Consider the following 21076-nt stretch of genomic DNA (forward strand, 5'->3'; position numbering starts at 1 on the left):
GCGTCACCCGGCATCGAACAGCGACAGCTGCCGGCATTCCTGGGGCGGCAGCTGGCCCCGCTCCATGGCCTCTAGCTGGCGGGACAGGGTGGCGGCAGAGAAGTGAAGCCCCGGGCGCATACGGCCGCCGCAGGTGACGAAGAACTGCGCCCGCTTCAGCACCACGCCCAGCTTGGGCAGGTCCTCCAGCCGCAGAGGAGTCTGCCGACGGGCGGAGACGATGCGCCGGGCGCTGACCGGTCCGATGCCCGGCACCCGCAGCAGAGTCTCCAGGTCCGCCTTGCGGATCTCCACCGGGAACTGCTCCAGGTGGCACAGGGCCCAATGGCACTTGGGGTCCAGCAGGGGATTGAAGTCCGGGTGGGCCTCGTCCAGCAGCTCTTGGGCCTTAAAGCCGTAAAACCGCAGCAGCCAGTCCGCCTGGTATAGCCGGTGCTCCCGCAGCAGGGGCGGCTTGGTGTCCAGAGAGGGCAGAAGGGCGTTTTCCACCACCGGAACATAGGCGGAGTAGAACACGCGTTTCAATCTGTATTTTTGGTACAGGGATTCTGTCAGGTGCAGAATATGCCGGTCCGTGTCCCGGGTAGCGCCGACGATGAGCTGGGTGCTCTGGCCCGCCGGGGCAAAGACCGGGGCGTGCTTATACTGCACCAGCTCCGCCTTGCTCTGGGCGGTCCGGTCCCGGATGAGGGCCATAGGCCGCAGGATGGCCTGCTTGTTTTTATCCGGGGCCAGGGTCTGCAGCCCCTCCTGGGAGGGAAGCTCGATATTGACGCTGAGCCGGTCCGCCAGCAGGCCCAGCTGCTGCACCAGCTCCGGGGACGTGCCGGGGATGGCTTTGGCGTGGATATATCCGTTGAACCGGTATTCCTGCCGCAGCAGGCGCAGACACTCGATCATCTGTTCGGTGGTGTAGTCGGGGCTGCGCAGGACGCCGGAGGACAGGAACAGGCCCTCGATATAATTGCGCCGGTAGAACCCGATGGTCAGCTCCGCCAGCTCCCGGGGGGTGAAGGCCGCCCGGCGGGTATCGTGGGACCGGCGGTTGACGCAGTATTTGCAGTCGTAGACACAGCGATTGGTCATCAGCACCTTCAGCAGGGTGATGCAGCGCCCGTCGGCAGAGAAGCTGTGGCAGCAGCCTGCCAGGGAGGAGCTGGTGTTGCCGATCATGCCCGGCCGGGAGCCCCGGCGAACGCCGCTGGAGGTGCAGGCCGCGTCATATTTGGCCGCATCGGCCAGGATGGCCAGCTTATCCAGCAGTTCCATGACCGGCGGCCTCAGGCGGTGCGGCGGCGAGGACGGGGCTGATCAATCCAGTCCGCCAGACGGATAACCCCGGCGGAGAAAGCACCGGCACCCAGCAGCATCACAATAAATCCAAAAGTCGTCATAGGGAACGCCTCCAAAACATTTGTTCTATCTGTATTATAAATCGAACAGACGTTCTTGTCAAGAGATAATCGAACAAAAATTCGACAAGTTTTGCGGAGCGGTTGACCGGAGACGAAAATTGTATTAAAATGAGAGACAAGAATACAGACAGGGGAAGGAACACTATGAACGACCTGGAGAAACGATTTATTGAGGCCCGGACAAGGGCCATTGCCACGGATTATGCGCACCTGAATCCCCGGCAGCTGGAGGGGGTTCTGACCACCGAGGGGCCGCTGCTGCTGCTGGCGGGGGCCGGGTCCGGCAAGACCACGGTGCTGATCAACCGGGTGGCGAACCTCCTGCGCTATGGCCGGGGCAGCGACACAGATGAGATACCGCTGCCCATTTCCCGGGACGAGGTGGAATTTCTGGAGCAGTATGCCGCCCGGCCGGACCCGGAGCAGCGGCCGCTGATGCAGTATCTCTGCGCCGTGGAGCCTGCCCGCCCCTGGGAGGTGCTGGCCATCACCTTCACCAACAAGGCCGCCAACGAGCTGAAGGACCGGCTGGAGAAGATGCTGGGGGAGGAGGCCCGGGACGTGTGGGCCGCCACCTTCCACTCGGCCTGTGTCCGCATCCTGCGCCGGGACATCGACAAAATCGGCTTCGACCGCAGCTTTACCATTTACGACACCGACGACAGCAAGCGGGTCATCAAGGACATCCTCAAGGAGATGGGGCTGGAGGAAAAGACCTTCCCGGTGCGGGAGGTGCTGTCGGTGATCTCCAACGCCAAGGACGCCATGATGATGCCCGAGGAGTTCAGCCAGCTGTGGGAACAGCGGGGCGACTGGAGACGGGTGCGGATGGGCCGGGTCTATGCCGCCTATAACCGCCGCCTGCGGGACGCCAATGCCCTGGACTTTGACGACATCATCCTGCACACGGTGGAGCTTTTGCAGTCGGACCGCCAGACCCTGGAATATTACCGGAACAAGTTCCGCTATGTCCTCATCGACGAGTATCAGGACACCAACCACATGCAGTATATGCTGGCCAGCCTGCTGGCCGGGGGACGGAAGAACATCTGCGTGGTAGGCGACGACGACCAGAGCATCTATCGCTTCCGGGGGGCCAACATCGAGAACATCCTCAGCTTTGAAAAGCAGTACGCCGGGGCCAGGACCATCCGGCTGGAGCAGAACTACCGCTCCACCCAGAATATTCTGGACGCCGCCAACGCCGTGATCCGCCACAACGTGGGCCGCAAGGGCAAGACCCTGTGGACCGAGAACGGGGCGGGGGAGGTGGTCACCGTGAAGACCTGCTTCAATGAGGGAGACGAGGCCAACTATGTGGTGGGGCAAATCATGATGAATTATCGCCGGGGGGTGAACTGGAAGGACAACGCCGTGCTGTACCGCATGAACGCCCAGTCCAACGCCCTGGAGTATGCCTTCAAGCGCAACGGCGTGCCCTATAAGATCATCGGCGGCACCAAGTTCTTCGACCGGGCCGAGGTGAAGGACATGCTGGCGTATCTGTGCGTCATCAACAACCCCACCGACGACCTGCGGCTGCGGCGGATCGTCAACGTACCCGCCCGGAAGATCGGCGCGGCCACCATGGACAAGGCCCAGGTCATCGCCACGGAGGAGAGTCTGCCGCTGATGGAGGTTCTGCGGCGGGCGGGAGACTATCCCCAGCTGAAGGCAAGCACTGGCAAGCTGACAGGCTTTACAGAGATGATCGACGAAATGCGCCGTCAGGCGGACGATATGGGCCTGGTGGAGTTCTATGAATATGTGTGCCGCCGCAGCGGCTATGTGGGGATGCTCCAGGAGAAGAACGATATGGAGAGCCGGGGCCGCCTGGAAAACGTGGAGGAGCTCAGCTCCAGCATCCAGGCCTTCCTGGAAAACGATCCGGAGAATCCCACATTGTCGGGCTTCCTGGACGAGGTGGCCCTGTATACGGACCTGGACAGCCAGGAGGCCGGGGACAACTGCGTGACGCTGATGACCATGCACAGCGCCAAGGGACTGGAGTTTCCCAGCGTGTTCGTGGTAGGCATGGAGGATGGGCTTTTCCCGGGGAATCGCGCCATGGGAGAGCCGGAGGAAATGGAGGAGGAGCGGCGGCTGTGCTATGTGGCCATGACCCGGGCCAAGGAGAAGCTGACCCTGACCAACGCCCGGCAGCGGATGCTGTTCGGCCGCACCACTCCCTGCATGCCCTCCCGGTTTCTGAAGGAGATCCCGGAGGAGAACATGGAGTGGCTGGGGAAGCCCGAGCCCCGTCCGACGTCCTCCTGGGACGATTTCGGCGATGGGCCTGCCTATGCGCCGCAGCGGGAGGCGCGGCCCGGGACGGAGCGTCCGGCACACCTGGAGCGCCCGGAGCGTCCGGCACACCCGGAGCGCCCGGTGCGTCCGGCGGCGGTCTCCGCACCGCTGCTGCAGCTGCAGCCCGGCGACGGGGTGCGGCACAGCGCCTTCGGCCAGGGGATGGTCCTGAGCGTGCGGCCCATGGGCGGCGATGCCCTGGTAGAGGTGGCCTTCGACCGGGTGGGCACCAAGCGGCTCATGCTGAAGGCCGCAGGTGCGCACTTGGTAAAGCTGTAAAGCTATTTCGCATTACAGGAAAAGCTAAAAATCCCCTGGCGCACAAGCGCCAGGGGATCGTTGAAACGGGGATTTACTTGGCCAGGATCTTCTTCAGATGGGCAAAGCGGGGCAGGGAGTCCACCTTGGGCAGGTCCGGCTCGCCCTGGATCAGGGGCAGCGCGTACTCCACAAACTGGTGGTTCACGCCGTTGCCGGCCTCGTTGATCCACTCCCGGGGAACCTTCTTTTCGGTGTTGGCCACCTCCATCAGGGGGATGAGCTTGGTCTTGCAGGCATACTTGCCATCCCGGATGCCGCGCTCAAAGCCGATCATGCGGCCGTTGATACCGTTGATGGCGTTTTCCACGGCGGCCTTGCCGGCCATGTAGGACTCCTCGATATCGGTTTCGGAGGCCAGATGTGCGCCGCAGCGCTGCAGCAGGTTCAGCTCGATGCCCCGGACCTTGGCGCCGGTTTCCTCCTTCAGCACCTGGGCCAGCATGGCGGCCAGACCGCCCAGCTGGGCATGGCCGAAGCCGTCGTTGGCGGCAACCTTGGCCTCGGAGACGAAGCCGCCGTCCTCATAGTGGATGCCCTCGGACACAGCCACGATGCAGGAGCCCTTTTCGGCGTATACGCGCTTGACATCCTCAATAAACTGGGTCATGCTGAAGTCCACCTCGGGCAGGTAGATCAGGTCGGGGCCTGCGCCGTATTCACCGGCCAGGGCGGCGGCGGCCGTCAGCCAGCCGGCGTGGCGGCCCATGATCTCCATGACCACGATCATGCCGGTGTCGTACACATGGGCGTCCAGGTTCACCTCCATCAGGGAGGTGGCGATGTACTTGGCGGCGGAGGCGTAGCCGGGGCAGTGATCCGTGCCGAACAGGTCGTTGTCAATGGTCTTGGGAACGCCCATGACCCGGCATTCGTAGCCCACGGACTGCATATACTGATTGATCTTGTTGCAGGTGTCCATGGAGTCGTTGCCGCCGTTATAGAAGAAGTAGCGGACGTTGTGCTTCTTGAACACCTCCAGGATCCGGCGATAGTCGGTGTCGTCCACCTCGGGATCGGCGATCTTATAGCGGCAGGAGCCCAGGGCGGAGGAGGGGGTGTATTTCAGAAGACGCAGCTCCTCGGGATCCTCCAGACCCATGTCGAACAGACGGTCGCTGAGAACGCCCTTGATGCCGTGCTCCGCGCCCAGCACCTGGGTGATGACGCCGGACTTCAGGGCCGTGTCAATGACGCCGTAGGCACTGGCGTTGATCACAGACGTGGGCCCGCCGGACTGACCGATGATACAGGCACCTTTTAATTCTTTCATGATTGACTACCTCCCAGTAGAATTTTCTTGTCGTGCGGAATATTTTATCATAAAAGATTGATAAAGTAAACCATCGGGGCTTGCAAAAAAGAAAAAATGTGGTACAATGCATATGTACATCTTATCCCAATCATTCCATACAAGTCAAGACCAAATTTTCAAAAGGAGCGATTTATTATGCCACTGGTTACAACAAAGGAAATGTTCGAGAAGGCCTATAACGGCGGTTACGCCATCGGCGCCTTCAACGTGAACAACATGGAGATCATTCAGGGGATTACCGAGGCCGCTGCCGAGCTGAAGGCCCCCCTGATCCTGCAGGTGTCCAAGGGCGCCCGGGCCTATGCCAACCGCACCTATCTGAAGAAGCTGGTGGAGGCCGCTGTTATCGAGACCGGCCTGCCCATCGCCCTGCACCTGGACCACGGCGACAGCTTCGAGCTGTGCAAGTCCTGCATCGAGGACGGCTTCACCTCCGTGATGATCGACGCCTCCTCCAAGCCCTTTGCTGAGAACATCGCCCTGACCCGCCAGGTGGTGGAATACGCCCATGACCACGGCGTGGTGGTGGAGGCTGAGCTGGGCACCCTGGCCGGCATCGAGGATGAGGTCAACGTGTCCGCCGAGGATTCCTCCTATACCCACCCTGAGGAGGTGGAGGAGTTCGTGTCCAAGACCGGGTGCGACTCTCTGGCCATCGCCATCGGCACCAGCCACGGCGCTTATAAGTTTAAGCCCGGCACCAAGCCCCAGCTGCGCTTCGACGTGCTGGAGGAGGTCTCCCGCCGTCTGCCCGGCTTCCCCATCGTGCTGCACGGATCTTCCTCCGTGCCCCAGGACCTGGTGGCCAAGGTAAACCAGTATGGCGGCAATATGCCCGGCGCCATCGGTGTGCCCGAGGACCAGCTGCGCAAGGCCGCTTCCCTGGCCGTGTGCAAGATCAACATCGACTCCGACCTGCGTCTGGCCATGACCGCCTCCATCCGGGAGCACTTCGCTCTGCATCCGGCGGACTTTGACCCCCGGCAGTATCTGAAGCCCGCACGCCAGGCCATCAAGGAGCTGGTGGCCCACAAGCTCGTGGACGTTCTGGGCTGCGACGGCAAGGCGTTCTGAGAGATAAGACGACCCCATTTGCGTCCCCCCTGTGACCCCACCGGTGCCCAGGGGGGCGCATTTTCAGGATTGCCACCCCAACAGAGCAGAGAGGAAAGACCATGAGAAAGACAAAAATCGTATGCACCCTGGGTCCGGCCACCGACAGGGAGGGGGTGCTGCGGCAGATGCTGCAGGCGGGCATGAACGTGGCCCGGTTCAACTTCTCCCACGGCAGCTATGACGAGCATCAGCGCCGCCTGGACCAGCTGGCGGCCCTGCGGGAGGAGCTTCATCTGCCGGTGGCCGCCATGCTGGACACCAAGGGGCCGGAGGTGCGGCTGAGGAGCTTTCAGAACGGGCCGGTGCAGCTGAAAACCGGCCAGAGCTTTACCCTGACCACCGACGACGTTCCCGGCGACGAGAGCCGGAGCTCCATCACCTATGCCCAGCTGCCCCAGGACGTGAAGCCCGGTAACACCATCCTGCTGGACGACGGACTGGTGCGGCTGACGGTGCTGGAGACCACCGAACGGGAGATCCGGTGCCGGGTGGAGAACGACGGCGTGATGAAGGACAAGAAGGGCGTCAACGTTCCCGGCGTGTCCCTGTCCATGCCGTATATGAACCAGCGGGACCGGGAGGATATCCTGTTCGGTATCCGGCAGGGGTTCGATTTCATCGCCGCCAGCTTTGTCCGGTCTGCCGCCGATATCCGGGAGATCCGGCACATTCTGGATAAGAATCACTCCAGGATCCGGATCATCGCCAAAATCGAGAACCAGGAGGGCGTCAGCAATCTGGCGGACATCCTGTCCGTGGCTGACGGCATCATGGTGGCCCGGGGGGACATGGGCGTGGAGATCGACTTCACGGAGATCCCTGCCATTCAGAAGAACATCATTGCCCAGTGCGTGGCCGCCGGGAAGCCCGTGATCACCGCCACCCAGATGCTGGATTCCATGATCGAAAATCCCCGGCCCACCCGGGCGGAGATCACCGACGTGGCCAACGCCATCTATGACGGCACCAGCGCCATTATGCTCTCCGGCGAGACGGCGGCAGGGAAGTACCCGGTGGAGGCCGTTCAGACCATGGACGCCATCGCCCGGAAAACCGAGAGCAACATCGACCGCATCTGTCCCACCAAGACGCCCAAGCGCACCCGGCTGTCCATCACCGCCGCCACGGCCCACGCCGCCTGCACCACGGCGGAGGACATCGGCGCGGACGCCATCCTGACCGTCAGCCAGCGGGGCATTACCGCCCAGATGGTCAGCCGGTTCCGGCCTGCCGCCACGGTGGTGGCCTTGCTGCTGGACCCCCAGGTCCAGCGCCAGATGGCCCTGTACTGGGGCCTGGTGCCCATTACCATGCCCCGGGCCAGCAGCACCGATCAGCTGGTGGACCTGGCCATCCAGTCCGCCCAGGAGGCGGGGCTGGTGAAGCACGGGGACCTGGTGGTGGTCACCGCAGGCGTGCCGGTGGGAATTTCCGGCACCACCAATATGATCCGCATCGCTCAGGTGGGCGGCTCCCTGGTCAACGCCATCGGCGTGGGCAGTCAGATCGCCTCCGGCCCGCTGTGCGTCTGCCGGACGCTGGAGGATATTCCGGAGAAATTCCACCCCGGCGATGTGCTGGTGGTGCCCTATACCAACAACGAGGTGCTGCCCTGGCTGCGGCAGGCTGCGGCCATCGTCAGCGAGGAGGCCAGCGCCGACTGTCACACGGCCACCGTGGGACTGCTACTGAATAAGCCCGTCATCGTGGCGGCCTCGGACGCCACCCGCCGCCTGAAGGACGGCACCTTCGTGTCCGTGGACTGCGCCCGGGGAATCGTGCAGGTCATTCCCCAATAATCATATCAGGACAGAAAAATCGGGAGAAATCAGACGATTTCTCCCGATTTTTGCATCGAATGAGGTTACAGAGTCTCCCGGATGCGGTCGGCGATCTGGTCGGCGGTGAGTCCATACTCCCGCAGAACGTCGGCAGCCTTGCCGGACTGGCCGAACTGATCGTTGACGCCGATCTTGCGGAACTTGCAGCTGACCTTGCCCATGAGCACGTCGGCCACGGCGTCGCCCAGGCCGCCGATGACGCTGTGCTCCTCCACGGTGACCACATTGCCGCACTTTTCGGCCCACTGGGTGACGCAGGCGGCGTCAATGGGCTTGATGGTGTGGACGTTGATGACCGCGATGCGGATGCCCTGGGCCTCCAGCAGCCTGGCGGCCGCCAACGTCTCGCTGACCATCAGGCCGCAGGCAAACACGGCGGCGTCGGTGCCCTCCCGCAGGACGTTGGCCTTGCCGATCTCAAAGGGATAATCCTCCTCGAACACGGGGGTGGCCAGACGGGCCAGACGCATATAGGCCGGACCCCGGAACTCCGCCAGGGCCAGGGTGGCCTTCCGGGCCTCCTTGGCATCGGCGGGAACGATGACGGTCATGCCGGGGATCAGGCGCATAAGACCGATGTCCTCGATGGCCTGGTGGCTGCCGCCGTCCTCGCCCACGGACACGCCGGCGTGGGAGCAGCAGATCTTCACGTTGAACTTGGGATAGGCGATGGAGTTGCGGATCTGTTCATAGGCCCGTCCTGCGCCGAACATAGCAAACGTAGAGCAGAAGGGAACCAGCCCCATGGTAGACAGGCCTGCGGCGATGTTCATCATGTCCGCCTCGGCAATGCCGCAGTCGAAGAAGCGCTGGGGATAGGCGGCCTTGAAATGCTTGGTCATAGTGGCGCCGGCCAGGTCGGCGTCCAGCACCACCACCTGCTCATTGGCGGCGCCCAGCTCTACCAGAGCCTTGCCGTAGGCTTCACGGGTTGCGATTTTTTCACTCATGGTCTCAGTCCTCCAATTCCTTCAAAGCCTGCTGGCGCTGCTCCTCGTTGGGGGCCTTGCCGTGCCAGCCCACCTGGTTCTCCATGAAGGAGACACCCTTGCCCTTGACGGTGTGGGCCAGGATGCACTTGGGCTTGCCGGGGACGGCGGGGGCGCTGAGGGCCGCCTCAATGGTGTCCATGTCGTGGCCGTCGATCTCATGCAGGTCCAGGCCGAAGGCCCGGAGCTTGGCGGGCAGGTCGCCCAGGGACATGACCTCATCGTTGGTGCCGTCGATCTGCAGGCCGTTGTTGTCGATGATGATGGTCAGGTTATCCAGATGATAGTGGGCCGCTGCCATGAAGGACTCCCAAATCTGGCCCTCCTGGCACTCGCCGTCGCCCAGCAGGGTATAGACCTTGCAGTCCTTATGCTGCACCTTGGCACCCAGGGCCATGCCCACGGCGATGGAACAGCCCTGGCCCAGGGAGCCGGTGGCGGCGTCCACGCCGGGGACCTTCTTGCTGTCGGGGTGACCCTGGAGAATGCTGTGGAGCTGGCGGAAATTCTTGAACTCATCCCGGCTGATGAAGCCCATCTCCGCCAGGACCGCATAGTAGCAGGGGGCCGCGTGGCCCTTGCTCAGCACGAAACGGTCCCGATTGGGGTCGTCCGGGTGCTTGGGATCCACATGCATGTGGTTGAAAAACAGGCAAGTCATCAGGTCTGCCGCAGACAGGGAACCACCGGGGTGGCCGCTGCCGGCGTTGGCGGTCATGTTGATGATATCCCGCCGGACCTGCTTGCTCATGCTGGAAAGCTCTGCCGTATTCATGAGAAACCTCCATATAAAATAATTACCTCTCGTTAGGGTATAGCATTCCGGGCAGAATGTCAATGGCCTGGCCGGAAAAATTCCCGGTTCTCCCCGGAAATTGCCGCAAAAAGGGGAGAGGGTCCACACGGACCCTCTCAGTTGTCGTCATCCTTGATTTTCCCTTTGGTCTTCACCTGTGACAAGGGATTTGCCTTTGCAGCCACCCGCAGGGCCTCGTTGTCGATATGGGTGTATATTTCCGTGGTATTCAGGTGCTCGTGGCCCAAGACCTCCTGCACCGCCCGCACGTCCACGCCGTTTTGCAGCATCAGGGTGGCGGCGGTGTGGCGCAGCTTGTGGGAGGAATACTGGGTGCTGTCCAGCCCCGCCTGGGACAGGTGCTTTTTCACCAGGGCGTTGACCATGGAGCGGCTGATCCGTTGGTTGCGGGCCGACAGGAACAGGGCATCCCGGTCCGGCCCGGTTATGGGCCGCCGCACCGCCAGATAGTCCCGCAGCGTGTCCAGGCACGCCTGGTTCAGGTACACCATGCGCACCTTATTGCCCTTGCCCAGGACCCGCAGGGCATCCTCGTGAATGTCCGACAGGTTCAGCCCGATCAGCTCCGAAATACGCAGTCCGCAGTTGAGAAACAGCGTCAGGATGCACAGATCCCGCTCCCGGTTGGGCCCGTCCACGGATTCCAGCAGGGAAATGCTCTCATCCAGCGTCAGATAGCGGGGCAGGGTCTTTTTCAGCTTGGGCGCGTCGATGTCCTTCACCGGGTTGCGGTCCAGCCTGTGGACTTTGTTGCACAGATACCCGTAAAAGGAGCGGATGGTGGCCAGCTTCCTGGCCCGGGAGGTGGGGTTCAGTCCCTTGGCGGACCGGTCGCTGTTGGGGTGAAGCACCCGGTCCCGGCTGAGGTAGGACATGTAGGCGTAGATTTCCGTCAGGGTCACGGAGCCCACGAAGGTCAGGTCCACGTCCCGGACGTCCACGGACTCCATGGGCTGCTCCTGCAGCGCCGGATCCCGGGTCCACTTCAGATAGCGGAAAAAATTCCGCAGGTCCAGATAATATTCGTCCACTGTCCGCTGGGAGTGGGCCTTGATGGTCTCATGATACGACAGGAAATCCAGCAGAATTTCCGGGGAATCCTCCCGGTAGTCCATGGCTTCGCACCTCGCTTTCTATGGCTTAATCATACCGCAATCCGACCCGGCTGTAAACCCCTACAGGCTCAGCGCCGCCAGCAGAATTGCCAGGAAGCCGAAGCTGACCAGGGTAAACAGGCCCAGGAACCGGCCGGTCTGCTCCGGGCAGCGGCGGGTGTATTCCCGGAAGGTGATGAGGCTGGCCAGGGACGCAATCAGCGTTCCGGCGCCGCCGATGTTGACGCCGATCAGCAGCTCCCGAAAGCGGTCCGTGAACTGGCTCAGCAGAATGGCGGCGGGGACGTTGCTGATCACCTGGCACGTCAGCGCCGATACCGGCAGGACGCCATGGGCCAGCAGTCGGCCGAACAGCTCCCGCACCGGCTGAATCCGGGCCATGTTGCCGGAGAACACGAAAAACGCGGCAAAGGTCACCAGCAGCCCCCAGTCTACGCTTTTCAGCGCCCGAGGATCCATAACGGCCAGCGCCGCCGCGATGACCGCCAGGCCCACAGGGTAGGGGACCGCCCGCAGGACCATCCCCACGGCCAGACAGAACAGCAGTCCGTATGCGATGGCCCGGGGCTTGTCCAGCGTCAGCTCCCGCTGGGGCACCGCCAGCACCTGCCGGGGGATCAGCAGGCAGCACAGCAGGATCAGCCCCGTGGATAGGGCAAACGGCAGCAGCATAATGGACAGGAACTGGCCCACGGGAATGTGATAGTGGTCGAACAGATATAGGTTCTGGGGATTCCCGAAGGGGGTCAGCATACCGCCTAAGTTGGCGGCGCAGTTTTGCAGGATAAAGACATAGGCGGTCAGCTTTTCCTGTCCCGCCTCCTGCAGGACCATCCAGCTCAGAGGCAGAAAGGTCAGAAGGGCCGTGTCGTTAGTCAGCAGCATGGAGCCCACCAGCGTGATGAGCACCAGGGCCGTGCCCACGCTGCGGGCGGTTCCGAACAGCTGCAGCAGCTGCCGGGCGATCACCGGGAACAGGCCCACACTGCGCAGGGCGCACACCACCGCCAGCACGCAGAACAGGCAGGATAGGGTTTTCCAGTCGAAATATCCGGCATAGGCCGCGTCCGGCGGCACAAAACAGGCCGTGACCGCCGCTGTCAGCACAGCAATCAGGGGCATGGCGTTGGCCCGGCACCAGGAAGCGATTTTCATGGGAGTCTCCTTATTGAATGGCATAGCCGGACAACGGCCCGGCGTCTGATACGATACCACAGGCGCGAAAAAATAGCAAGGGGCGGTTCACGGAGAGAAGAACTCCCGGTGCTTTTGTCATTCACGGAACCAGCCAGGAAGGGGGGGCATTTTTTTGGTGCAATCAAGATTGAACAAAATGTAAATTTTGTTCAATTGCGAGTAGGCGTAGAGCGCATTTGGGCTGAATGGGCATCCGGATCAAAGATTGCGCTTCCGGGGTCCCCTGTGCGGCCCCGGTGCAGAGTTTGCGGGTTTTAGTCACAGTGTGTTTACGCACGCTGTGCGTGCGCGCTCAGTATGAGTCAGTACTGCACCTATTTGAAAACAATTCCGGCCCGGGTAGCGTGTACCGGCTGCGTTTGCAGTCAGCGCACAAGCCACCCGGGCCGCCGTTATTATTGCATCCGGTACCTGAAGCGATCATAGGTGTTTGTCCATTGTTTTTTCCACTCTTGCCGCATGAGCCAGTGTCTTACTTTCCCCATTGCTCCAGATACTGCTCCAGGCAGAGACCCTTCTTGTAGATGTCCTGGGCGTACTCCTTACCGACATACCGATAATGCCACGGTTCATACACGATTCCAGTGACATCCGTCTGGTCCGTGGGATAGCGCAGGATGAAGCCATAGCGCCAGCTGTTTTCCAGTAGCCACTTCTGCACGGCGGTGTTCTCCTGGTTGGTGTCCAGCAGCTGATAATTGACGTCCACAATGTCCACCGCCAGCCCCAGCTGGTGCTCGCTGGTGCCGGGGACCGCCACCTGATGCCCGGCCTTCTCCCGGGCCTCCTCCCGGCTATAGCCCTGCTCCATCCACTTGGACACCTTGTTGTCATACAGGGTCTGCTGGAAGTCCTGAGTCCGGTAGGCAGAGCAGATCACCGGCGTCAGGCCGGCGTCGTAGCATCCGTCGATCATGTCCATCAGCGCGTCATAGCAGCGCTTGTCGATCTCCAGTCCGTTGGGCAGGGTCACTAAGTCCACCGTCCAGTCCTCCGGCACCTGATTCCAGGGGTTCACCAGAGTCAGAAGCTCCGGTATAGGCTCTGGGTCCGGCTCCGGTTCGGGGTCCGGAGTCGTGGGCTGGTCATGGGAAACGGGAGTGGTGTTGGAGTTGTCCGGCAGCACCTGGGGCTGTTTGTTCAGCTCCACAATCAGCACCACCGCCAGAATGACGGCGGCGCACAGGGCCGGGATCAGTAGCCAACGGCGGCTATTTTCTCGCTTTTCCAGTCGCCGGGACGGCTGTTTTCTGCTGCTTTGCATGTGAAGTGATTCTCCTTTTCAGTTCCGCAGCGTAGCGGGATATGTACCGTTTTCGTGGAGCCGGGCCAGCTCCTGGGCCACGGCCTGGCGGTCCTCGTGATAGGTCATGCCGAACCAGCGGTCCGCCGAGTGCAGCACGGACACGGACAGCTGCCCCTTCTTCAGCAGGTCCCCTACCATGTTGGGCAGCAGGCACTCGGCCTTCAGCTCCTCCGGCGGCAGGGCGCGGAGGAAGTCCTCCAGATAAGTCTCCATCTGGTCAAAAATCGACGGCATGAAGCCCCAGAAGTTCATGGACACCGGCGTATCCGCCGCCAGCTCACGGCGCTGGCCGTCGGCCACGTCGGCAATGCTGCCGTCGGGGAACAGCTGGATCTTCAGAGCCTCGTGAATCCCGGCCAGGTGGCCGTTTTCCACCTGGCACACGCCCCGGGACACGGTACCGTGGGCGCTGACGGTGTTGCGCAGCAGATAGCCCACCATGGTGGCCTTCCCCTGCTGCGGCAGACGGCCCAGCTCCTCATAGATGGCCCGGTAGGCGTCCACGCCGTAATAGTCGTCGGCGTTGATGACGCAGAAGGGCTCCTGCACATAGGGCCGGGCGCACAGCACGGCGTGGGTGGTGCCGAAGGGCTTGGTACGCCCGGCGGGCACGGTATAGAAGGCCGGCAGGCTGGAATAGTCCTGCACGGCGTAGCATACCTCCACCGGCTCCCCGTCCCGGGCCGTCAGCCCGGCACTCCGGTTGCCGCAGAGGCTGCGCATCAGGTCCTGCATATCGTTTTTGATAATGAACACGATCTTGGTGAAGCCCGCCCGGATGGCGTCGTGGATGGAGTATTCCATCAGAATTTCGCCGCCGGGGCCTACGCCGTCCACCTGTTTATTTCCGCCATAGCGGGAGCCAAGCCCGGCCGCCATGATAACAAGAGCTGCCTTCATATCTGTTTTCCTCCTCATATTCCGGACCCGGTGTTCCGCGCCGGGTCCGACAGTGTAGTTCATCATACCACATTTTTTCCGCCGCTTCAACCGTTTTACCGTATGAAACCGGGGAGCAGGCTGGTAAATATGGGGAAATTCATATAATTGTTACAATTTGGGATGGAAATTTGCGGCCGCAGGATATATAATAGGAGACTGTTATAATAGGTGTGCTTTGCGAAGCGGCGCACCGGCGACTTATCCCATTGCAAAGGAGACACGCTATGACAACCGAAAAGACCTCCTCCCCCCGCCGCAGCGGGGCGGATTGGTTCGGCCTGGTCGCCTTCGCCGTGCTGGTGATCTGCAGCGCGGTGCTGGTGGTGCGGCTGATATCCACCAAGTTCCTGCCCACCGGCCAGCTGCTGCTGGCAGTTGGGGCGCTTCTGGTGCTCAGCGGTCTGCACGGCTGGGTCCAGCTGCCCCACCGGGAGAAAACCGGCGGAAAGATCGCCTGCGGCATCGTGGCCCTGGTGCTGGCCGCCGCCATGCTCTATGGCGCGGTGGCTCTTGGTTCCGTGCAGCACGCCATCACCGATGTGGCGGACAAGTCCGTGGAGACGGACATCACCTGCGTCATCGTCAACGCCGATGACCCGGCCCAGAGTCTGGACGACGTCAAGGGCTACCGGTTCGGCATTCTGGAGGACCGGGATACCGAGAACACCCAGTCCCTGCTGCAGCAGCTGCAGGAGAAGCTGGGAGCGGCAGAGCACACGGCCTACGCCTCCCCTGCCCTGCTGACCGACGCTCTGTACGACGACCAGGTGGGGGCCATCCTGCTGAACAAGGGGTATATCCCCCTGCTGGAGGAGCAGGAGGGCTATGCCGACTTCTCCGACCGCACCCGGATTCTGTATGAATACACCACCACCAAGACCGTGGAGCCCGCCCCGGCGGATACCAACGCCCAGGTGGACGTGACCAAGGACCCCTTCGTGGTCTATTGCAGCGGCATCGACGCCCGCAGCAGCAACATCAACATCACCAGCCGCAGCGATGTGAACATTCTGGCGGTGGTGAACCCCACCACCCGGCAGATCCTATTGGTGAACACCCCCCGGGACTACTATCTGCCCCTGGCCCACAACGGCCAGCTGGACAAGCTGACCCACGCCGGGATCTACGGCACCGGCGAGTCCATGCAGACCCTGGACAATCTCTACGGCACCCACACGTCCTTCTATATGCGGGTGAACTTCGCCGGTCTCACCAAGCTCGTGGACGCTCTGGGCGGCGTGGACGTATATTCCACCAAGACCTTCTCCATGGGTGGCTATAACTTCACCGAGGGTGTCAATCATCTGAACGGTGAGGCGGCCCTGTGCTTCTCCCGGGAACGGTACGCCTTCGCCGACGGCGACAACCAGCGGGGCAAAAACCAGATGGCCGTGATTCAGGCCATTATCAGCAAGGCCTCCTCCCCTGCCGTGCTGAAAAATTATCAGACGCTGCTGTCCTCCCTGTCCGATGCGTTCATCACCAGTCTGAGCTATGACGACATCGCCTCCCTGGTGCAGATGCAGCTGCAGGATATGTCCGGCTGGCACGTTACCAGCTACGCCGTCTCCGGCTCCGGCGATACCTCGTATTGCTATGCTCTGGGCGATGCCGCCTGGGTCATGCGCCCCAATATGGACACCGTCAATACCGCAAAAGAGCTCATCCGCCAGGTCATGTCCGGCGAAACGCCTCAGATCCCCTGAGCGGCACACGCAAAAAGATATAGAGAAAAAACAAGGAGAAAACCCATGAGTTATCGTCGCAGAAATGCCTATTCATCCTATTACGGTTCCCGGGGCGGAAGCCGGGGCCCGGCAGATTGGCTGGGACTGCTGGCCCTGGTGTGTATGCTGGTGTGCAGCGTGATCCTGCTGGTGCGGGTGCTGGACGCCGGAGTGCTGACCACGGCGCTGACCGTCGTGTTCATCCTGGTGCTGGTGCTTCTCAACGGACTGCACGCCTTTGTGCAGCTGCCGGTGCGCCGCAGCGTGGCCGGGAAGCTGATCTGTTCCGTGGTGGCCCTGGTGCTCTCCGCCGCCATGATCTTCACCTCCACCGCCGCAGGCTCCTTTATGAAGTTCCTGTCCAACATCACCTCCGGCGGCTCCGCCAAGACCACCGTTTCCGTGGTGGTCCGGGCGGATGACAAGGCCGAAACCGTCAACGACACCTTCGGCTATACCTATGGCATCCTGGAGGCCCTGGACCGGGAGAACACCGACGCCCTGCTGTCCCACATCGAGGACGGCATGGGCCAGGTGCAGACCGAAACCTTCGGCACCCTGCCCCAGCTGGCCGATGCTCTGCTGAATAAGCAGGTGGACGCCATCATCCTCAACAACAGCTATTTCTCCGTCCTGAAGGGCACGGAGGGGTATCAGAATTTCTCCAAGGACACCAAGGTCATTTACCGGTTCTCCATTGACAACCCGGATGCAGAGCCCATTGCCCCCAACGCCAATATTTCCCGGGAGCCCTTCGTGGTGTATTGCAGCGGCACCGATGAGCGGGTGGATTATATTCCCCTGAACAGCCGCAGCGATACCAATATTCTGGCTGTTGTGAACCCCTCCACCCACCAGATTCTGTTGGTCAGCACCCCCCGGGACTACTACCTGACCCTCCCCTCCAAGGGCCAGAAGGATAAGCTCACCCACTTCGGCCTCTACGGCATCGAGGAGTCCATCAAGGGCCTGGAGCAGCTGTATAACGTGGACGTGAACTATTACGCCCGGGTCCACTTTGCGGGGCTGGTGGGCGTTATCGATGCCCTGGGCGGCATCGACGTGAACTCGGACGTGGCCTTCAACACTGTGGGCATGGAGGTGCCCGACGAGGACGGCAGCGGCAACTTCCACTTCGCCGCCTACTCCTTCCAGCAGGGGCTGAACCACCTGGACGGCCGCCAGGCCCTGGCCTTCGCCCGGGAGCGGGACGCCTTTGACGACGGCGATATGCAGCGGGGCCGCAACCAGATGCTGGTGATCCAGGGCATCGTCAATAAGGCCGCCTCCCCGGCCATTCTCAAGAGTTATCAGGACGTTCTGGCCGCCGCCTCCGACTCCATCGCCACCAATATGCCCAAGGAGGACATCATCTCCCTGGTGAAGATGCAGCTGCAGGATATGTCCGGCTGGAACATCACTACATACGGCCTTGCCGGCGAAAACAGCGCCGACTATTGCTACAGTCTGGGAAATGACGCCCGGTACGCCGTGGTCCTGCCCAATGAACGGATGGTCGCCACTGCCCAGGACCTGATCCAGCAGGTTCTCCGGGGCGAGACGCCTGTTGTGAACCCGTAACACAGAAAGGACGGAACGCTTATGAACGAACAAGAACAGCCCCGCCGCAGACGGCACCGGCTATACCGCACCAGTGCCGACTGGTTCGGTATAGCGGCCATGGGCCTGCTGATGATCTGCAGCCTGGTGCTGCTGGTGCAGCTGATGTCCACCAAGCTGCTGACGGACCTCTATCTGATTCTCATCGAGATCGTGCTGCTTCTGATCAACGCGGGCCATGTGATCATCCAGCTGCCCATCCGCCGGGTCAAGACCAGCAAGCTGGTGTGCGGCCTGCTGGCGGTGATCCTTTCGGGTCTGATGCTGTATGGCTCTGTGGCCGCCGCCTCCGGCAAAAGTGCCCTGCTGGCCATCGCCGGCAAGAACCTGCAAAAAACTACCTCCTATGTGGTGGTCATGGCGGATGATCCCGCCCGCAGCATCGGCGATACCGTGGGCTACACCTTCGGCATCCTCAGCGAGGACGCCGACATCAGCGCCAACAATACCCAGGCCCTGCTGGACGACATCAAGGACGGCCTAGGCGGCCGTGTGGATACCAGCACCTACGCAGACCTGACCTCCCTGGCGGACGCCCTGTACGACGGAAACGCAGGGGCCATCATCCTCAATTCCGGCTATCTCACCGCCCTGGATTCGCTGGACGATTACAGCACCTTCACCCAGGACACCCGCATCATCTATGAGTTCAGCACCACCAAGGAGCTGGAGCCCATCAAGCCCAACGCTTCCATCACCTCCCAGCCCTTCGTCGTCTATTGCAGCGGCATCGACGCCCGCAGCTCGGACATCAATATCCAGAGCCTCAGCGACGTGAACATTCTGGCGGTGATCCATCCCCGGACCCACCAGATCCTGCTGATCAATACCCCCCGGGATTATTATGTGCCCCTGGCCCGCAACGGCCAGCGGGACAAGCTGACCCACGCCGGTATGTACGGCATCGACGAGTCCGCCGCCGTTCTGGGGAATCTCTACGGCGTGAAGGCGGACTACTACGCCCGGGTGAACTTCGCTGGGCTGAAGAAGATCGTGGACGCCCTGGGCGGCGTGGACGTGAACTCCGACTATGAGTTCACCACCGTGGGCATGGAGGTGCCCAACGAAAACGGCGACGGCATCCACATGGCGGGCTACACCTTTACCAAGGGTATCAACCACCTCAACGGCGAGCAGGCCCTGTGCTTCGCCCGGGAGCGCCACGCCTTTGACGACGGCGACAACCAGCGCGGCAAGAACCAGATGGCCGTGATCCGTGCCATCGTGGATAAGGCCTCCTCCCCCGCCATCCTCAAGGGCTATCAGAAGGTGCTGGACGCCGTGTCCACCTCCTTCATCACCAGCCTGACCTATGAGGACATCAGCAGCCTGGTGCAGATGCAGCTGCGGGACAACGTTCACTGGAACATCACCAGCTACTCTGTCAGCGGCGAGGGCGGCATGGAGCCGTGCTATTCCGCCGGAGGCGAGGAGCTGTGGGTCATGTGGCCCGACGCCACACAGATCAACACCGCCAAGGGCCTGATCCAGCAGGTTTTGAACGGCGAGACCCCCACCCTGCCCCAGGATTGACACAGGTAATCTAAACCCAAGCAAAATGCCCGGCAGTGCCGGGCATTTTGCGGGTCCGCAAACCAAACGCGAGGATAGAAAGAGGAGAGAAGAACCATGAAAGAGAAAACCCTGGGGCATATTTATGCCCTGTTCACCATCCTGGTCTGGGGCAGCTGCTTCGTGCTGACCAAGGTCATGCTGACGGCCTACACCCCCACCCAGATCATCCCCCTGCGGATGGGGCTTGCATACCTGACCCTGTGGGCCCTGCGGCCCAAAACCATGAAGCTCCCCTGGAAGGATGAACTGATGTTCATCCTCATCGGCATCACCGGCGGCAGCTTCTACTTCTTCCTGCAGAACACCGCCGCGGCCCACACCTCCGCCGCCAACGTCAGCATTCTGGTGTCCATGTCCCCCATCCTGACGGTGATCCTGGCCCAGCTGTTCTCCCGGAAGGGCGAAAAGCTGGGAAAGCTGGTATACATCGGCGCGGTGGTGGCCATTGCCGGTGTGGTGCTGGTGGTGCTCAACGGCACCCTGTCCTTCCACCTGAGCCCTCTGGGGGACCTGCTGGCCCTGGCCGCCGCCCTGATGTGGGCGGTATACTCCATCCTGGTGAAGAAATATACCGAGCGGTACGACAACTTCCTGGTGACCCGCCGGGTGTTCCTGTGGGCCTTCCTGACCTCCCTGCCTCTGGTGCTGCTGACGGACGGTCTGCCCAGCCTGACGCCCCTGTTCACCCAGCCCAATATCCTGATCTCCTGGCTGTTTCTGGGCGTATTCGGCAACGCCGTGTGCTTCGCCATCTGGAACATCGCCTTCAAGCGCCTGGGCGTGGTGGTCACCAACAACTACCTGTATGCCTCCCCCTTTGTCACCGTGGTGGTGGGCTGGCTGCTTCTGGACGAGAAAATCAGCTGGATGAGCATCCTGGGGGCGGTGCTGATCACCCTGGGCGTCATTTTCGCCAACAAGAGCACGGAGCAATAACGCCATGGAGATCCGAAAGAGCACGACCGATGACGTCCCCGCCATTCTGGAGATCTTCCGGGCCGCCAAGGCGTACATGGCCGCCCACGGCAACCCCACCCAGTGGGGCGGCGACTATCCGGGGCTTCCCGAGCTGCTGCCGGACATTGCCCGGGGCGACAGCTATGTGCTCACGGAGAACGGAACCGTTGTGGGGACCTTTTCCTTCATCATCGGCGACGAGCCCACCTATCAGGTGCTGCTGAACGGACGGTGGCACGCGGACCGGCCCTACGGCACCATCCACCGCCTGGCCTCAAGCGGCACGGTCCGCGGGGTGTCCCGGGCCTGTTTCGACTTTTGCACCGGCCTTTCCGACTATGTGCGGGTGGACACCCACGCGGATAACCGCGCCATGCAGGCCGCCATTGAGGGCTACGGCTTCCGGAAATGCGGGAATATCTACGCCTCCAGCGGCACCCTGCGCACGGCCTATGACTATGTGCGGGAGGGCTGATACCCGACTTGAAGTAAAAAGCGGCTGTCCACCGAGGTGGACAG

At 61.9% G+C, this 21076-nt stretch carries 16 protein-coding genes; 8 read left to right on the forward strand and 8 right to left on the reverse strand.

Translation table 11 applies throughout. The annotated features are described in order from the left end of the window. Positions 1–3: 3 nt before the first annotated feature. Positions 4–1269: a putative DNA modification/repair radical SAM protein gene (locus tag LKD37_RS09475; protein WP_302928977.1), complete on the reverse strand. Its 1266-nt coding sequence runs from the start codon at positions 1267–1269 to the stop codon at positions 4–6. A 290-nt stretch (positions 1270–1559) separates the two neighbouring features. On the opposite strand from LKD37_RS09475, the gene LKD37_RS09480 reads away from it, so the two are divergent. Further along, on the forward strand, positions 1560–4001 hold the full coding sequence (locus LKD37_RS09480; RefSeq protein ID WP_302928978.1) for an ATP-dependent helicase: 2442 nt from the start codon (positions 1560–1562) through the stop codon (positions 3999–4001). Between the two features lie 73 nt (positions 4002–4074). On the opposite strand, the gene LKD37_RS09485 is transcribed toward LKD37_RS09480, so the two are convergent. Then, positions 4075–5313 carry a 6-phosphofructokinase gene (locus LKD37_RS09485; protein ID WP_302928979.1) on the reverse strand — a complete coding sequence of 413 codons (1239 nt, stop codon included), beginning with the start codon at positions 5311–5313 and terminating at the stop codon, positions 4075–4077. Between the two features lie 177 nt (positions 5314–5490). Here LKD37_RS09485 and fba point away from each other — a divergent pair, with 177 nt between their 5' ends. Continuing rightward, positions 5491–6429 carry a class II fructose-1,6-bisphosphate aldolase gene (gene fba / locus LKD37_RS09490; RefSeq protein ID WP_302928980.1) on the forward strand — a complete coding sequence of 313 codons (939 nt, stop codon included), beginning with the start codon at positions 5491–5493 and terminating at the stop codon, positions 6427–6429. Between the two features lie 101 nt (positions 6430–6530). After that, a complete protein-coding gene (pyk, locus tag LKD37_RS09495) occupies positions 6531–8270 on the forward strand; it encodes a pyruvate kinase (RefSeq protein ID WP_302928981.1) in 1740 nt (579 codons plus the stop codon). Between the two features lie 65 nt (positions 8271–8335). Here the strand turns inward: pyk and LKD37_RS09500 are convergent, their stop codons facing one another. The 6 genes from LKD37_RS09500 to LKD37_RS09525 form a co-directional block, all read right to left on the reverse strand. Then, positions 8336–9262 carry a transketolase family protein gene (locus LKD37_RS09500; protein ID WP_302928982.1) on the reverse strand — a complete coding sequence of 309 codons (927 nt, stop codon included), beginning with the start codon at positions 9260–9262 and terminating at the stop codon, positions 8336–8338. Between the two features lie 4 nt (positions 9263–9266). After that, positions 9267–10076: a transketolase gene (locus tag LKD37_RS09505; protein ID WP_302928983.1), complete on the reverse strand. Its 810-nt coding sequence runs from the start codon at positions 10074–10076 to the stop codon at positions 9267–9269. Between the two features lie 137 nt (positions 10077–10213). Further along, a complete protein-coding gene (locus LKD37_RS09510) occupies positions 10214–11233 on the reverse strand; it encodes a tyrosine recombinase XerC (protein WP_302928984.1) in 1020 nt (339 codons plus the stop codon). A gap of 60 nt (positions 11234–11293) precedes the next feature. Then, a complete protein-coding gene (locus tag LKD37_RS09515) occupies positions 11294–12388 on the reverse strand; it encodes an SLC13 family permease (RefSeq protein ID WP_302928985.1) in 1095 nt (364 codons plus the stop codon). Between the two features lie 514 nt (positions 12389–12902). Further along, a complete protein-coding gene (locus LKD37_RS09520; RefSeq protein WP_302928986.1) occupies positions 12903–13694 on the reverse strand; it encodes a M15 family metallopeptidase in 792 nt (263 codons plus the stop codon). A gap of 18 nt (positions 13695–13712) precedes the next feature. Beyond that, a complete protein-coding gene (locus LKD37_RS09525) occupies positions 13713–14636 on the reverse strand; it encodes a nucleotidyltransferase family protein (protein WP_302928987.1) in 924 nt (307 codons plus the stop codon). 266 nt (positions 14637–14902) lie between these two features. Here LKD37_RS09525 and LKD37_RS09530 point away from each other — a divergent pair, with 266 nt between their 5' ends. From LKD37_RS09530 to LKD37_RS09550, 5 genes are all read left to right on the forward strand, one after another. Continuing rightward, on the forward strand, positions 14903–16384 hold the full coding sequence (locus LKD37_RS09530; RefSeq protein ID WP_302928988.1) for an LCP family protein: 1482 nt from the start codon (positions 14903–14905) through the stop codon (positions 16382–16384). A gap of 45 nt (positions 16385–16429) precedes the next feature. Further along, positions 16430–17986: an LCP family protein gene (locus LKD37_RS09535; RefSeq protein WP_302928989.1), complete on the forward strand. Its 1557-nt coding sequence runs from the start codon at positions 16430–16432 to the stop codon at positions 17984–17986. Positions 17987–18007: 21 nt separating this feature from the next. Further along, positions 18008–19558 carry an LCP family protein gene (locus tag LKD37_RS09540; protein ID WP_302928990.1) on the forward strand — a complete coding sequence of 517 codons (1551 nt, stop codon included), beginning with the start codon at positions 18008–18010 and terminating at the stop codon, positions 19556–19558. Positions 19559–19654: 96 nt separating this feature from the next. Then, positions 19655–20536 carry a DMT family transporter gene (locus LKD37_RS09545; protein WP_302928991.1) on the forward strand — a complete coding sequence of 294 codons (882 nt, stop codon included), beginning with the start codon at positions 19655–19657 and terminating at the stop codon, positions 20534–20536. 4 nt (positions 20537–20540) lie between these two features. Then, positions 20541–21032, forward strand: coding sequence for a GNAT family N-acetyltransferase (locus tag LKD37_RS09550; protein WP_302928992.1), 492 nt, complete (start codon positions 20541–20543; stop codon positions 21030–21032). The last annotated feature ends 44 nt before the right edge of the window (positions 21033–21076 follow it).

The organism is Brotocaccenecus cirricatena, assembly GCF_020687045.1.
GTDB classification, from domain to species: domain Bacteria; phylum Bacillota; class Clostridia; order Oscillospirales; family Oscillospiraceae; genus Vescimonas; species Vescimonas cirricatena.